The organism is Micromonospora sp. NPDC000668 (assembly GCF_042897975.1).
Lineage (GTDB): Bacteria > Actinomycetota > Actinomycetes > Mycobacteriales > Micromonosporaceae > Micromonospora.
In genome coordinates this window covers 249,238-264,175 of the sequence record NZ_JBIAYP010000002.1, presented here as the reverse complement: position 1 = coordinate 264,175, position 14,938 = coordinate 249,238, and the positions used below count along the sequence as shown (strand labels likewise).

At 72.1% G+C, this 14,938-nt stretch carries 14 protein-coding genes; 8 read left to right on the top strand and 6 right to left on the bottom strand.

Going from position 1 to position 14,938, the window contains the following annotated elements; all coding sequences use genetic code 11:
* Nucleotides 1-40 precede the first annotated feature (40 nt).
* Complete coding sequence (locus ACFY29_RS10610; protein WP_328423621.1) at nt 41-1,411, top strand: cystathionine beta-synthase; 1,371 nt, start codon at nt 41-43, stop codon at nt 1,409-1,411.
* A 150-nt stretch (nt 1,412-1,561) separates the two neighbouring features.
* On the opposite strand, the gene ACFY29_RS10605 is transcribed toward ACFY29_RS10610, so the two are convergent.
* The 4 genes from ACFY29_RS10605 to ACFY29_RS10590 all read right to left on the bottom strand — a co-directional run bounded on the left by ACFY29_RS10605 (nt 1,562) and on the right by ACFY29_RS10590 (nt 4,566).
* Complete coding sequence (locus ACFY29_RS10605) at nt 1,562-2,071, bottom strand: GNAT family N-acetyltransferase (protein WP_386985073.1); 510 nt, start codon at nt 2,069-2,071, stop codon at nt 1,562-1,564.
* Nucleotides 2,068-2,997, bottom strand: coding sequence for a ribonuclease Z (locus tag ACFY29_RS10600; protein WP_386985071.1), 930 nt, complete (start codon nt 2,995-2,997; stop codon nt 2,068-2,070). Before ACFY29_RS10600 ends, ACFY29_RS10605 begins: the two co-directional genes overlap by 4 nt.
* A 398-nt stretch (nt 2,998-3,395) precedes the next feature.
* Nucleotides 3,396-4,058 (bottom strand): peptide-methionine (S)-S-oxide reductase MsrA, encoded by a 663-nt coding sequence (msrA, locus tag ACFY29_RS10595; protein WP_386985069.1) that lies wholly within the window; start codon nt 4,056-4,058, stop codon nt 3,396-3,398.
* 73 nt (nt 4,059-4,131) lie between these two features.
* Entirely contained in the window at nt 4,132-4,566 is a 435-nt protein-coding gene (locus ACFY29_RS10590) for an HIT family protein (RefSeq protein ID WP_386985067.1), read from the bottom strand.
* 67 nt (nt 4,567-4,633) lie between these two features.
* On the opposite strand from ACFY29_RS10590, the gene ACFY29_RS10585 reads away from it, so the two are divergent.
* The 4 genes from ACFY29_RS10585 to ilvA all read left to right on the top strand — a co-directional run bounded on the left by ACFY29_RS10585 (nt 4,634) and on the right by ilvA (nt 9,623).
* Entirely contained in the window at nt 4,634-5,776 is a 1,143-nt protein-coding gene (locus ACFY29_RS10585; protein WP_386985065.1) for a cystathionine gamma-synthase, read from the top strand.
* Nucleotides 5,777-5,788: 12 nt separating this feature from the next.
* The gene (locus ACFY29_RS10580) at nt 5,789-7,198 is read left to right on the top strand and encodes an amidase (protein WP_328423635.1); all 1,410 of its coding nucleotides are present in this window, start codon (nt 5,789-5,791) and stop codon (nt 7,196-7,198) included.
* A 45-nt stretch (nt 7,199-7,243) separates the two neighbouring features.
* Nucleotides 7,244-8,248: a DUF4328 domain-containing protein gene (locus ACFY29_RS10575; protein ID WP_386985063.1), complete on the top strand. Its 1,005-nt coding sequence runs from the start codon at nt 7,244-7,246 to the stop codon at nt 8,246-8,248.
* Nucleotides 8,249-8,402: 154 nt separating this feature from the next.
* Nucleotides 8,403-9,623, top strand: coding sequence for a threonine ammonia-lyase (gene ilvA, locus ACFY29_RS10570; RefSeq protein ID WP_386985061.1), 1,221 nt, complete (start codon nt 8,403-8,405; stop codon nt 9,621-9,623).
* Between the two features lie 38 nt (nt 9,624-9,661).
* Here the strand turns inward: ilvA and greA are convergent, their stop codons facing one another.
* Both greA and ACFY29_RS10560 read right to left on the bottom strand, forming a co-directional pair.
* Entirely contained in the window at nt 9,662-10,159 is a 498-nt protein-coding gene (gene greA / locus ACFY29_RS10565) for a transcription elongation factor GreA (RefSeq protein ID WP_355606433.1), read from the bottom strand.
* 167 nt (nt 10,160-10,326) lie between these two features.
* Nucleotides 10,327-10,767: a DUF4307 domain-containing protein gene (locus tag ACFY29_RS10560; RefSeq protein ID WP_355606436.1), complete on the bottom strand. Its 441-nt coding sequence runs from the start codon at nt 10,765-10,767 to the stop codon at nt 10,327-10,329.
* Between the two features lie 200 nt (nt 10,768-10,967).
* On the opposite strand from ACFY29_RS10560, the gene mca reads away from it, so the two are divergent.
* From mca to ACFY29_RS10545, 3 genes are all read left to right on the top strand, one after another.
* Nucleotides 10,968-11,849: a mycothiol conjugate amidase Mca gene (mca, locus tag ACFY29_RS10555; RefSeq protein WP_386985059.1), complete on the top strand. Its 882-nt coding sequence runs from the start codon at nt 10,968-10,970 to the stop codon at nt 11,847-11,849.
* Nucleotides 11,850-11,897: 48 nt separating this feature from the next.
* Nucleotides 11,898-12,191 (top strand): hypothetical protein, encoded by a 294-nt coding sequence (locus tag ACFY29_RS10550; RefSeq protein WP_328423647.1) that lies wholly within the window; start codon nt 11,898-11,900, stop codon nt 12,189-12,191.
* Between the two features lie 230 nt (nt 12,192-12,421).
* On the top strand, nt 12,422-14,902 hold the full coding sequence (locus ACFY29_RS10545; protein ID WP_386986627.1) for a putative bifunctional diguanylate cyclase/phosphodiesterase: 2,481 nt from the start codon (nt 12,422-12,424) through the stop codon (nt 14,900-14,902).
* The last annotated feature ends 36 nt before the right edge of the window (nt 14,903-14,938 follow it).

Genomic DNA, 14,938 nt, shown 5'->3' with positions numbered 1-14,938 from the left:
GCCCGGCCGCCGTTGCCGGCGCCGCAACGAAGGGCACACCGTGCAGTACTACGACAACGTCGTCGACATGATCGGCAACACCCCGCTGGTACGTCTGCGTAACGTCACCGAGGGCATCCAGGCCACCGTGCTCGCCAAGGTCGAGTACGTCAACCCGGGCGGCTCGGTGAAGGACCGGATCGCGCTGCGGATGGTGGAGGACGCCGAGGCCGCCGGCCTGCTCAAGCCCGGCGGCACCATCGTCGAGCCGACCAGCGGTAACACCGGCGTCGGGCTGGCCCTGGTGGCCCAGCTCAAGGGCTACCACTGCGTCTTCGTCTGCCCCGACAAGGTCAGCCAGGACAAGCAGGACGTGCTCCGGGCGTACGGCGCCGAGGTGGTGGTCTGCCCGACCGCGGTGGCCCCGGAGGACCCGCGCTCGTACTACAACGTCTCCGACCGGCTGACCCGGGAGATCCCCGGCGCCTGGAAGCCCAACCAGTACAGCAACCCGGCCAACCCGCGCTCGCACTACGAGACGACCGGCCCGGAGCTGTGGAAGCAGACCGAAGGTGGGCTCACCCACTTCGTGGCGGGCGTCGGCACCGGCGGCACCATCTCCGGCATCGGCCGGTACCTCAAGGAGGCCTCCGAGGGGCGGGTGCGGGTCGTCGGGGCCGACCCGGAGGGCTCGGTCTACTCCGGCGGCACCGGCCGGCCGTACCTGGTGGAGGGCGTCGGCGAGGACTTCTGGCCGGAGACCTACGACAGGGGCGTCGCCGACGAGATCGTCGAGGTCTCCGACAAGGCGTCCTTCGAGATGACCCGGCGGTTGGCCCGCGAGGAAGGGCTGCTGGTCGGCGGCTCCTGCGGGATGGCGGTGGTCGCCGCGCTGGAGGTGGCGCGCAGGGCCGGCCCGGACGACGTGGTGGTCGTGCTGCTGCCGGACGGCGGTCGGGGCTACCTCTCGAAGATCTTCAACGACTCGTGGATGGCCCGGTACGGGTTCCTCGACAACTCCGGCACCGAGCCGACGGTGGCCGACGCGCTGTCCGGCAAGCCGGGCGGGCTGCCCGAGCTGGTGCACGTGCACCCGACCGAGACGGTCCGGGACGCGATCGACTACATGCGTGAGTACGGCGTCTCGCAGTTGCCGGTGCTCAAGGCCGAGCCGCCGGTGGTGACCGGCGAGGTGGCCGGCTCCATCGCCGAGCGGGACCTGCTCGACGCGCTGTTCACCGGTCAGGCCCACCTGCACGACACCATCGAGCGGCACATGGGCGACCCGCTGCCGATGATCGGTGGCGGTCAGCCGGTCAGCGAGGCCGTCGGCCTGCTGGAGAAGTCCGACGCCGCGCTGGTCCTCGTCGACGGCAAGCCCAAGGGCGTCCTAACCCGCCAGGACCTCCTAGCCCACCTCGGCGCCCACTAACCCTGAGGGCGTCTTGTCGACGCCCCACCCCCACCCCCACCCCGTCGATCATGGAGTTGTGGTGCCGCGCAGAGCCGGCATAAGTGGCTAAGTCGCCCACCACGAATCCATGATCGACGGAATGAGGGGGTGAGGGTGGGGGTGGGGGGATTAGAGGGGGCGGCTGTAGCGGAGTTGGGGGGTGGGGGCGGCGCCTATGTACTCGTCGCGTTCCGTGCCTGTGGGGGTCCAACCGCCGCGCTGGTAGAAGGCGCGGGCGTGGGCGTTGTCCCGGAGCACCCAGAGCACCGCTCGCCGCCAGCCCCGGGCCCGCATGGCGTCCAGCGCGTCCACCATCAGTGCGCGGCCGAACCCCCGGCCCTGCTCGGCCGGGTCCAGGTGGATGGCGTTCAGCAGCCCGGTCGCCGGGTCGTCCTCGTCGTCCGGGCCCAGGTAGCTGAACCCGACCAGCCTCCCCGCGCTTTCCGCCACGGTCAGCCGGTGGGTGTCCCGTTCCCAACTCCACCGCTCGGTCCAGTAGCGGCCCATCGCCTCCTGCGTCGGGTCGGCCAGTGCCTCGGCCGGAAGGAACGAGGAGTACGCGGCGACCCGGGAACGCTGGTGCAGGGCACCCACCCCCATCAGGTCGTCACCGGTGGCGGGGCGGAGCGTGACGGTCATCCGGCCGAGGCTACCCGGCGCGGTGGGAGCTGCACCGTGGTCAGGTCCTCGGCGATGATCAGCTCACCGTCGAAGTGTGCGCGGGCCTCGTCGTGGAACCGGCGCGGGTCGCCGTACCGCTGGGAAAAGTGGGTGAGCACCAGCCGGCGTACCCCGGACTCGCTCGCCACCCGGGCGGCCTGTGCCGCGGTCAGGTGACCGACCTCGGCGGCGAGCGCGGCCTCCGACTCCAGGAAGGTCGACTCGATGACCAGCAGGTCGGCGTGCTCGGCGAGGGCGTACACCCCGTCGCAGAGGCCGGTGTCCATCACGAAGGCGAATCGCTGCCCCGGCCGGGGCACGCTCACCTCGTCCCGGGTGATGCGGCGACCGTCGAGGTCCAGGTGCCCGACCCGGATCAGCTCGCCGACGGCCGGCCCGGTGATGCCGTACGCGGCCAGCTTCTCCGGCAGCATCCGGCAGCCGTCCGGCTCGATCAGCCGGTAGCCGTACGTCTCGATGGGGTGCTGCAGCCGGCGGGCCTCCAGCGTGCCGCAGCGCAGGGTGATCCGCTGCCCGTCGGCCTCGATGGGCTCGACCCGCAGCTCGGCGGTCTCGTAGAAGGAGGTGGCGTGCCGCAGCCGGGCGAAGTATTCGGCGCCGCCGGCCGGAAAGTGCACGGCGACCGGGTGCGCCACCCGGTCCAGGGAGAGCCGCTGGATGGTGCCGGGCAGGCCGAGGCAGTGGTCGCCGTGGAAATGGGTGACGCAGATCCGGGTCAGGTCGGTGGCGGTGACCGTGGTGTGCAGGAGTTGCCGCTGGCTGCCCTCGCCCGGGTCGAAGAGGATCACCTCGTCGTCCCAGCGCAGCACGTACCCGTTGTGGTTGCGCCGCCGTGTCGGGGCCTGGCTGGCCGTCCCGAGCACCACCAGCTCGCGCATCGACACGGTGATCTCCTCCGGCTGAGCTGACCGGCCCGGCCTCGCCGGCAGATGGAGCGACCCCCGGGGTTTTCCGCGCTCGTGCGCGGGCCGGCTGGACTGGGCCGGCGCCCCGGGGGTCGGGTGGCTGTCGTGGATTCGCCGCACCGCTGCCACACGGTCTCGACGTTGTTGCTTGTGCCCGCCTCGCGGCGGACCGATCACTGTCGAGGACAGCGGCTAGCGGACAGCCACCTCACGAGTCCGATTGCTATACAAGTCTGGACCACCTCCCTTCACGTGTACCGCCACGCTATCGAGTCCCCGCTGGGCTCGGCAACGGATTTCGATCACACGGTCAGACGGGAATGCCCGGCCGCCTTTTTCGGCGGCCGGGCATCGAGGTCTTGCAGGGTGGGCGGTGGTCAGCCCGCGGTACGGGCCACGCCGACCGGGCAGCTCAGCCCGTTCGGGCCGTGGTTGCAGTACCCGTTCGGGTTCTTCGTCGGGGCCAGGTACTGCTGGTGATAGTCCTCGGCGAAGTAGTAGCTGCCGAGCGGGGCGATCTCGGTGGTGATCTCACCCTTGCCGGCCCGCTTCACGATCGGCTGGAACGCGTCCCGGGACGACTCAGCGATGGCCCGCTGCTCGTCGGTGGTGGTGTAGATGGCCGACCGGTACTGGGTGCCCACGTCGTTGCCCTGGCGCATGCCCTGGGTCGGGTCGTGGTTCTCCCAGAACACCTTCAGCAGGTCCTCATAAGTGATCTTGCTCGGGTCGTAGACCACCTGGACGACCTCGGCGTGCCCGGTCCGGCCGGAGCACGTCTCCTCGTACGTCGGGTTCCGGGTGCTGCCACCCGCGTAGCCGGCGGAGGTGGTGAAGACCCCGGGCAGGGTCCAGAACAGCCGCTCGGCGCCCCAGAAACAGCCCATACCGAAGACGGCGACCTGGAGGCCCTCCGGGAACGGGCCCTTCAACGGGGTGCCCAGCACCTCGTGTCGGTCGGCGACCGGCATCGCGATCGGGCGGCCCGGCAGGGCCTGGTCGGGAGTGGGCAGCTCAGCCTTGGACTGGCGAAGGAACACGGTGGAACTCCTCTCGTACCTCTGCCGCATGCAACGCCGGCGGGCCCTTGTTTCTTACCCGCCTGGCCGGCAGTCAGGCCGCCGGTCGAGGCGGGGGCGGCAGCGCGTCGGCCACCCGTACCGCGATGTCCCGGGCGTCCTGGTCACTCGGGTAGCGGGTACGCGGCCAGAAGAACCCGCGCAGCCCGTCCCCCTTGGTCCGGGGCACCACGTGGGTGTGCAGGTGCGGCACGGATTGGGACACCTTGTTGTTCATCGCCACGAACGTCCCACCGGCTCCCAGACCGGTCTCCACCGCCACCGCCAGCCGCTGAACGAGCGCGAAGTAGCCCGGCAGCAGATCGGCCGGCAGTTGGGCCAGGGTCACCAGATGGACCCGGGGCACCACCAGCACGTGCCCCGCGAAGACCGGGCGGGTGTCCAGGAAAGCCACCCCGTCCGGCTCGTCGGCCACCCGGAACGCGGGCACCTCGCCGGCCACGATCCCGCAGAACACGCACCCGTTCATCGGCCCAGGCTATGCCGACTGCCCGGCTCCGCCACGGCCCGCGGGGCGGGGCACTAGCCTCACCAGAATGAACCACGGCTTCGAGACGCTCGCCATCCACGCCGGTCAGGACCCTGAGGCCCGCACCGGCGCGGTGATCCCACCGATCTACCAGACCAGCACCTACGCCCAGGACGCCGTCGGCGCGCCCCGGCTCGGATACGAGTACAGCCGTTCCGGCAACCCGACCCGCGACGCGCTCCAGGAATGCCTGGCCGCGCTGGAGGGCGGGCCCGTCGGGCTCGCCTTCGCCAGCGGCCTGGCAGCCGAGGACACCCTGCTGCGGGCCGTCTGCCAGCCGGGCGACCACGTGGTCATCCCGGACGACGCGTACGGCGGCACCTACCGGCTCTTCGCCCGGGTCGCCCAGCGTTGGGGCCTGGAGTTCACCCCGGCCAAGGTCTCCGACCCGGCCGCGATCCGGGCCGCCGTACAGCCCGGCCGGACGAAGATCGTCTGGGTGGAGACGCCGACCAACCCGCTGCTCGGCATCGCCGACATCGCCGCCCTGGCCGGCGTCGCGCACGACGCGGGCGCGCTGCTGGTGGTCGACAACACCTTCGCCTCGCCGTACCTGCAGCAGCCGATCGCGCACGGCGCCGACGTGGTGGTGCACTCCACCACGAAGTACATCGGTGGGCACTCCGACGTGGTGGGTGGCGCACTCGTCGTCGCCGACGCCGCGCTCGGCGAGGAGCTGCGTTACCACCAGAACGCGATGGGCGCGATCAACGGCCCGTTCGACGCCTGGCTCACCCTGCGCGGCATCAAGACCCTCGGGGTACGGATGGACCGGCACTGCGACAACGCCGAGCGGCTCGCCGCGTACCTGGACGGGCACGCCAAGGTGGCCGAGGTGATCTACCCCGGGCTGCCCTCGCACGCCGGCCACGAGGTGGCCGCCAAGCAGATGCGCCGGTTCGGCGGCATGATCTCCTTCCGGGCGGCCGGCGGCGAGGACCACGCTGTGGAGATCTGCAACCGGGCCAAGCTCTTCGTTCTCGCCGAGTCGCTGGGCGGGGTGGAATCCCTGATTGAGCACCCCGGCCGGATGACACATGCAAGTGCTGCCGGCTCGCCGCTTGAAGTTCCCGGGGATCTCGTGCGACTGTCTGTCGGCATCGAGACGGTCGACGACCTGCTCGCCGATTTGGAGCAGGCACTGGGCTGACCGCTGGGGAGGATGGCCGTGCAGGACATCATGGCGACCTGGGTCGGGGCGACCGCCAAGCAGATCGCCCGGGGCGTACGCCGAGGCGATGTCTCGGCCACTCAGGTCGTCGCCGACCACCTCGAATACATCGCGCGGGCCGACGGCGAGCTGGGCGCGTTCCGCGCCGTGCGCGGCGGCGAGGCGATCACCGAGGCGGAGAAGGTCGACGAGCAGGAGGACCTGGCCAACCTGCCGCTGGCCGGGGTGCCGGTGGCGGTCAAGGAGAACACTCCGGTCGCCGGCCTGCCGACCTGGAACGGGTCGGCAGCGGTGCGCACCAGCGTCGCGGAGGCCGATCACGAGGTGGTCCGACGGCTCCGCGGCGCCGGCGCGGTGATCCTCGGGGTGACCCGGATGCCCGAACTGGGGCTGTGGGCGCTCACCGACGACGACAGCGCGGTGACCCGCAACCCGTGGGACAGCGCGCGTACCCCCGGCGGCTCCTCTGGCGGCGCGGCTGCCGCAGTGGCCGCCGGGCTGGTGCCGATCGCGCACGGCAACGACGGCCTCGGCTCGATCCGGATCCCGGCGGCCTGCTGCGGCCTGGTCGGGCTCAAGCCCGGCCGGGGCGTGGTCCCCTGCCAGCTCGGGGCGGACGACTGGTTCGGTCTGACCGAGCACGGCATGCTGACCAGCACGGTCGCGGACGCGGCCGTCGGCTTCTCGGTGCTCGCCGGTCGGCGGCCGGAGAAGCTGGTCCCGCCGCAGCGGCTCCGGGTGGGCGTCTCGCTGCGCTCCCCGGTGCGCGGTGTCTCGCCGGACGCGCCCAACCGGGACGCGGTCGCCGCCGCCGGCCGACTGCTCGCCGCCGCCGGGCACGACACCGTTCCGGCCGATCCGGTCTACCCCACCGCGCTCGGCCTGCAGGGCATCGCCACCTGGTTCGCCGCCGCCGCAGCCGACGTCCGGGCCGCTGGGCTGAACCGGCGCGACCTGCAGCGGCGCAGCCGCCGGCACGTCGCGCTGGGCGAGTGGGCCCAGCGCCGCGGCTACGTCCGGGAGGCCGACCGGGCCGCCTGGCGGGAGCGGTCGATCGACTTCTTCACCGACCACTCGGTCGACCTGCTGCTCACCCCGGCGCTGGCCAGCGCGCCGCCGGAGGCCGCGCGCTGGTCCGACCGGTCCTGGCGGGCGAACATGTCGGCCAACATCCGGTACGCCCCGTTCGCGGCTCCGTGGAACATCGCCGGTCTGCCGGCCATCGTGGTGCCGGTGGGCCGCCGCCCGGACGGGCTGCCGGTCGCCGTGCAGCTGGTCGGTCCGCCCGGCTCGGAGCTGCTGCTGCTCGGCGTGGCCGGCCAGTTCGAGATGGCCGCCCCGTGGTCGAGGCACGCCCCCGGCTACCCCCAGGTCGGAACGGGGTCGCCGGCCGCTGCATGATCGTCTACGGTGTGCGCGCATCGTCGCGCGGACCGGGGGACACCAATGCGCTGCCAGACCTGCGGGGACCCCAGGTCCCCCGAGCACAATGACTGCCCGCGTTGCCACACGCCGCCGGGCCAGCCCGCCGTCACTCCGGGGTTAGCGACCTACCGGGTACGCGGGATCGGCCTGGCTGCCGCCATCGCGGTCGGTGCGACCGCTGTCCTCTTCCTGGCGGTGGCGCTCTCCCCGCTGCTGGGGATGGCGATGGCCCGGCAGGCCCGGGCCGACGGCGACCCGGATCTGCTGCTCGGCGCGCTCATCGTCACCGTGGTGGCGGCGCTGCCCATGGCGGTGGCGTACCTTGCCGCCGCCGTACTGGTGATCATCTGGACCTGGCGGGCGCGGAAGAACACCGACGCGTTCCCGGGCGCGCTGCCAACGCTCGGGGCCGGCTGGGCGATCGCCGGCTGGCTGGTGCCGTTCGCGAGCTTCGTGGTGCCGGCCCGCGTGGTGGCCAACGTGGCTCGGGACAGCCTCTGGCGGCGGCGCACCCCGGCCCTGGTTTTCCTGTGGTGGACCGCCTGGCTGGTGTTCAGCATCGGTGAGCGGGTCGTCAGCCGCCTCGACAGTCAGGCGTACGACAAGCTGCCGGAGACCCCCTTCAACGACGCCGGCTACCAGGCGCACATCGACTACTACCGGGACTCCCTGCTCCGGTACTCGGTGCCCGGGGTGGCCTGCGTGATCGCCGCGGTCGCGCTGATCGTGCTGATCCAGCGGATCTCCACCGAGCAGGAGGCCCGCATCGCCCGCGCGCTGCCGGTCTGGCCGACCGCTCCGGTCTGGCCGACTGCCCCGGTGTGGCCAGCTGCTCAGGGTTGGCCGGCTGGGTCGGTCTCGGGTGGGCATGCCGCTGGCGGCGCCATGCCGTCGGCCTCTGCGCCGGGCGGGGAGCCACCGGCCGGTTCGGGTGCGCCGGTGCCGGCCGCACTCACGCCGACCACGGTGAGCCCTCAGGTGGGCATGGAGGCCCCGTCGGGCCCGGAGGCGCAGTCCCGGGATTGATCTACTCCGGATCGCTGATATCGCGCTATCTGGGCGAGGTTGATCCCTCGATATCGGGGATGTCGAGTGGATCAACCCGGTGCACGGGGACGGCGCTCCCGCCGACCCCGGTGTCGCCGCAGGGTGCGGCGGGCGCGGGTGGCACGATCGGGGCATGACGGAACTGGTCGGTCTCGACGATGTGCGGGCTGCGCGGGAACTGCTCGCCGGCGTTGTCCGGACCACCCCGCTGGAGCCCTCCCGGCCGCTGAGTGCGGCACTCGGCGGGCCGACCTGGCTGAAGTGCGAGAACCTGCAGCGGGCGGGCTCGTACAAGGTGCGCGGCGCGTACGTGCGGATTTCCCGGCTGTCGGCGGCGGAGCGGGAGCGCGGCGTGGTGGCGGCGAGCGCGGGCAACCACGCGCAGGGCGTGGCGCTGGCCGCCGGCCTGGTTGGCACGCACGCCACGGTCTTCATGCCGATCAACGCGCCGCTGCCGAAGGTGGCCGCCACCAAGGGGTACGGCGCGCAGGTCGAGCTGGCCGGCAACACCGTCGACGAGTCGCTGGTCGCCGCACACACGTACGCCGAGCGCACCGGGGCGGTGCTGATCCACCCGTTCGACCACGCGGACGTGATCGCCGGCCAGGGCACCGTGGCGCTGGAGATCCTCGAACAGTGCCCGGACGTGCGGACCATCATCACCGGGGTGGGCGGCGGTGGTCTGATCTCGGGCATGGCGGTGGCAGCCAAGGCGTTGCGGCCGGACGTTCGCATCATCGGTGTGCAGGCGGCCGGCGCGGCGGCCTTCCCGCCCTCACTGGTGGCCGGGGAACCGGTCCGGCTGCCCGCCTTCTCCACCATCGCGGACGGCATCGCGGTCGGCCGGCCCGGGGAGATCACCTTCAACCACGTCCGCAAGCTGGTCGACGAGATCGTCACGGTCTCCGAGGAGGACATCTCCCGCGCCCTGCTGATGCTGTTGGAGCGGGGCAAGCTGGTGGTCGAGCCGGCCGGCGCGGTCGGCGTGGCCGCGCTGCTGGCTGGTGTGGTGGAGGTGGAGGCCCCGGTGGTCGCGGTGCTCTCCGGCGGAAACATCGACCCGCTGCTCCTGCTGCGGGTGATCGAGCACGGTCTGGCCGCCGCGGGTCGCTACCTGCGAGTGACGGTGCGCTGCTCGGACCGGCCCGGGCAGCTCGCCTCGCTGCTCAGCCAGATCGCCGAGCACCGGGCCAACGTGGTGGACGTGGAGCACCAGCGGGCCAACCCGCACCTGAGCCTCGGCGAGGTGGAGGTGGCGCTGTCGGTGGAGACCCGGGGGGTGGAGCACTCCGACACGCTGATCAGCGCGCTACGGGCCAGCGGCTACCAGGTGGTCTTCGCCGCCGAGGCGTGACACCGCTGGGTGCCACGCCTCGGCGGGTCGTGTGCCGGTCAGCCGGAGAACGGCTCGAAGTTGACCACGGTCACCTTGATGTCGGCGCCGCTCGGCGCCGTGTAGGTGCATGTCTGCCCGGGCCGACCGCCCAGGATCGCCTTGCCGAGCGCCGACTCGGGGCTGTAGACGGTCAGTTCGGTCGTGGACGAGATCTCCCGGGAGCCGAGCAGGAAGGTCTCGGTGTCCGCGGTGTCGTCGTCGAAGTAGATCGTCACGACCATGCCGGGCGACACCACGTCCGTCGTCGGTGCCTCGCCGACCTTGGCGGTGCGCAGCAACTCCTGTAGGTAGCGGATGCGTCCCTCGGCCTTGCCCTGCTCCTCGCGAGCGGCGTGGTAGCCGCCGTTCTCCCGCAGGTCGCCCTCCTCGCGCCGGGCGTTGATCTCCGCGGCGATCGCCGGGCGGTTGGCGATGTGCTCGTCGAGCTCGGCCTGGAGGCGGTCGTGCGCGTCCTGGGACAGCCAGGTGGCGGGCGCCTCGTTGCCAGTAGACACAGGCGGTCTCCTCAGTTGTGCGTGGCTGGCTGACAGGTGAACTACCAAGTTACCAGTGCGGTACGACACAGCGTGTCGGCGATGACCGTTGGTGTCCGTATCCAACACCGCTGGTAGGCGTCCACCGGAACCCCTCAGGTGGCCTGCTGAGACGGTGTTCTGGCAGGTCAGGCCGGCGGCCGGCAGCGCAGCACCTCGCCGATGAACGGCTTTGCGGAGGTCGCCAGGCGGTGCTGGGTGGTGACATGCCGGTCGCCGGGCTCGGCGGTCACCGTGACCTCCTCGCGGGCCACCTCCGCGCCGGCAAGGTCCCGCGCCCGCAGCACGCAGACCGCTGATCCGCCCGGCGGCACGGTCACCCGGAAGTTGACCACCACCTGGTTGTCCGTGATGTCGGTGTAGGTGATCACCTGGCCGTCGTACTCCGGGTCGCCGTACTGCTGGTAGAGCCGGACCGAGATCAAGGTCAGCGCTGCCAGCAGCACCACCAGCGCCAGCGCGGCCAGCAGCTTGCGGGGGCGGCCGCCCCCGGGCGCCCGGCGGCGGCCGTAGCGACCGGCCGGAAAAACGGGCGCGCCCGGCGGAATTGTGGCGTGCGTCTCGGTCACCGGCGGGTATCTCCTGGCGTTGTTGTCGGCGGCATCAGCAAGAATGACAGGGTCCATCCTCCCAGCCCGGCTTAGCGGCAGGAATGGCAGGTCGAGCCCACCGCGGTGCCGACCGGCGACGGGGTGAGGAGGATCCCCGGCAGGTCAGCCGGTCGAGCCCGGTCGGGTCCACCGTCCGGCACAGACGAGGAGCGCCGAAGTTGGCAGAGCAACTGCGTCTCATGGCCGTGCACGCGCACCCGGACGACGAGTCGAGCAAGGGTGCAGCGACCACGGCGAAGTACGTCGCAGAGGGGGCGGATGTCCTGGTCGTGACGTGCACCGGCGGGGAGCGCGGCAGTGTGCTGAACCCCAAGCTCGACCGACCCGACGTGTGGGCCAACATCGCCGACATCCGGCGCGCGGAGATGGACGCCGCCCGGGCGATCCTCGGCGTCGAGCAGGCCTGGCTCGGCTTCGTCGACTCCGGGCTGCCCGAGGGCGACCCGCTGCCTCCGCTGCCGGAGGGCTGCTTCGCCCTCCAGGACATCGAGGTGGCCGCCGGCCCGCTGGTGCGGCTGATGCGCGAGTTCCGTCCACACGTGGTGACCACGTACGACGAAGAGGGCGGCTACCCGCACCCCGACCACATCATGTGCCACAAGGTGAGCGTGGCCGCCTTCGAGGCCGCCGGCGACCCAGAGCGCTACCCGGAGCTGGGCACCCCGTGGCAGCCGCTGAAGCTCTACTACGACATCGGCTTCTCCAAGGCCAAGATCATGGCTCTGCACGAGGGCATGCTCGCCGCCGGCCTGGAGTCGCCCTACGAGGACTGGCTCAAGCGCTGGGAGGAGCGGCCGGACAAGGGCCCCCGGATCACCACCCGGGTGGAGTGCGCCGACTACTTCCCGGTCCGCGCCGACGCGCTGCGCGCCCACGCCACCCAGGTCGACCCGGACGGTTTCTGGTTCCACGTGCCGATGGAGCTCCAGCAGCGCGCCTGGCCGACCGAGGACTATGAGCTGGCCCGTTCGGTGGTGGACAGCCCGATGCCCGAGTCCGATCTCTTCGCGGGCGTGCGGGAGACGGCGCACGCGCGCTGATTCCGTACGGCGCTACTCTGGTAACCAGTCGCCCATCGGAGGAACACCATGCTGACCGCTGCCGAGGTGCTCGCGGAGAACAACTTCGGGGATACCCGCACGGGTGGCCTGGCTGGGCCGATGGGCCTCTTCCTCATCCTGCTGCTGGCCACCGCGACCATCCTGCTGATCCGCAACATGAACGCCCGGCTGCGCCGGCTGCCCGACCGGTTCCCGCAGCAGGCGCACCCGACCGACCCGACCAGGGCCGAATCGGCAGTCGCTGATCCGACAGACGAGACCGCGGCGCACGATTCATCCACGCCCGCTCCCAACGGGCACCAGCAGCACCGGAACGGGTAGTCCGCGCATGATTCACGCCGAACCGGGTGGTCGACCCCTGTTGCGACCACCCGGTTTGGCTTAGCCTTCCGCCGGGGGGACCAAAAGTCCCCGAGCCGTGTGCGGAAGGGGGCGCCGATGACCGTCACAGCACCGGCCGCCCGCCGTACCGTCGGTCGGTCGGCTGACGGGGGAGGTCGATGACCTCCGGCCCGGCCGGCGATCCGTTCGACCGGCTCGGGGTGCGCGGCATGCCTGCTCGGCTGCTCGTGCTCACCGCCGCCGTGACGCTGACCGCACTGGTCGCCGCCGGGGTAGGGCTGACCCTGCCGGATGGGCTGCCGGCCGACGACCCGCTCGGCGGTCCGGCCCGCTTCGGCATCGCCGTCGCCGTCCTCGCTGTCGCCCAGTTCGCCCGGCTGCGGTTCCGCTCGGCCGCCGGAATGGTCAGCATCACCTGGGGCGAGGCGGCGCTGATCGTCTGCCTGTACCTGGCGCCCGCCGGCTGGCTGCCGTTGGCCACCCTCCTCGGTGCCGGCCTGGCCTGGACGGTGCACTCACTGCACAACGACCGCCGCCCGCCGCTGGAGATCGTCCGGATCGCCGCGTCGCTGGCCGCCGCGTCGGCACTGGCCGTGTCCGTGACCAGCGCGCTGGGGCAGCCGCTGCTCGCCCCGCCCACCCCGAGGCTGGCGCTGGCCGTGATCGCCGGGTCGGTGACCTATCTCCTGGTGACCGCCTGGCTCGGTGGGGTGACGCTGGGCCTGCGGCACGGAGTGCCGATCGGGCCACCACTGCTCGCCGCCCTGCGCGGCAAGCTGCTGATGTTCGTCGGCAACCTGGCGGTCGGCCTGGTGGTGGTCGCGCTGCTGGAGCTTGACCCACGGTGGCTGCTGCTGCTTCCGCCGCTGCTCTGGCTGCTTCAGCAGACCTACCGCTACCGGTTGCGTTCCGACCAGGAACGCCGGACGTGGCGAGCTTTCGCCGAGGCCACCGCGGCCCTCAACCAGCTCGACGAGCGGGGCGTGGCCAGCGCGGCGGTGACCGGCGCGCTGACGCTGTTCAACGCCGAGCTGGTGGACGTCGACGTGGCTCGGGCCGACGGCCGGTGGCGCCGCTACCGGGGTGACGCCGGTGGCCAGCTCGTCGATCGGGAGGTCGACCCGCCGCGCCCGTCCGAGCCCGATGAGGACGAGCTGATCCGTCCACTGACGGTGGGTGCCGCGCCGGTCGGTCAGCTGCGGATCCGGTTCCCCCGCTCCGCCCCGCCCGCCGCCCGGGAACGCGACGCGGTGGCCGCGTTCGGCGACGCGCTCGCGGCTGCGCTGCACGACGCCGCGACCCACCGCGAGCTGCGGCTGGTCACCGCCCGCTCGTCGTACGAGGCGGTGCACGACCCACTCACCGGGCTGGCCAACCGGGCCGCCATGCTCGGCAAGGGCGATCAGTCGCTGCGGCAGCTCGCGCACGATCACCCGGTGGCGCTGCTGTTGTTGGACATCAACCAGTTCAAGGAAGTCAACGACACCCTCGGGCACGCCGCCGGTGACCAGCTTCTGCGGTTGACCGCGAACCGGCTCAGCGCGTTGGCCCGCCCCGGTGACCTGCTCGGCCGGCTCGGCGGCGACGAGTTCGCGCTGCTGCTCACCTCGGTGCCGGTGCTCGGTGACCGGGCCGCCCCGATAGCGCACGCGCTGCGCCAGGCCCGCGAGATCGCCGAGCGGCTCGCCGCGCCGACCGAGGTGGCCGGCGTACGCATGTCGATCGAGGTCTCCGTCGGGGTGGTCGTGGCCGACGCCGGCACCGCCGACCTGACCGAGCTGCTGCGCCGGGCCGACATCGCGATGTACCAGGCCAAGGAGGGCGGCGGCAGCGTCGCCGCCTACGACAGCGCCCGGGACGCGGCCAGCACCGATCAGCTCGCCCTGCTAGCCGAGTTGCGGGAGGCGCTGGAGGTCGACGACCAGCTGGTGCTGGCGTTGCAGCCGGCGGTCGACCTGGCCACCGGCGCGCCCACCGGGGTGGAGGCGCTCATTCGGTGGCGGCACCCCCGGCGTGGCTGGCTGAGCCCGGCCGACTTCATCCGCCCCGTGGAGAACAGCGAGCAGCTCGGCGCATTCACCCGGTACGTGCTGGACAAGGCGCTCGGTGTGGCCGCCGGCTGGGCCCTGGAGGGGCTGGACGTCCCGATCTCGGTCAACCTGTCGGCGCGCAGCCTGCTCGACCCCCGACTGCCGGCGGAGATCGCCGACGCGCTGCGCCGGCACCAGGTCCCACCACACCGGCTGGTCCTGGAGATCACCGAGACGGTGGTGATGAGCGAGCTGGAGGTCATCGACGAGGTGCTGGCGACGCTCCGGTCGATGGGTGTGCAACTCGCGGTGGACGACTTCGGCACCGGCTTCTCCTCGCTGACGTTCCTCACCCGGATCGCGGTGGACGAGTTGAAGGTGGACCGCTCGTTCGTGATCCGGATGGCCGACTCGCCCGAGGCGGCGGCGATCGTACGGACCACTGTGGGCCTCGCCCACGAGCTTGGCCTGCGCGTGGTGGCAGAGGGGGTGGAGACCGCCGAGCAGCGGATCGCCCTGACCGAGCTGGGCTGCACCTCGGCGCAGGGATACCACTTCTTCAAGCCGATGCCGGCCGACAAGATCGGCGCGGTGCTCGGGTCGCTGCGCGACTCGGCCGAGTCGAACGTCTTCCGACTCCGCGCCGACGGCGCCTCCTGACCGTCGGGGCGACCCCCGCTGATCGGTTTCGGACGG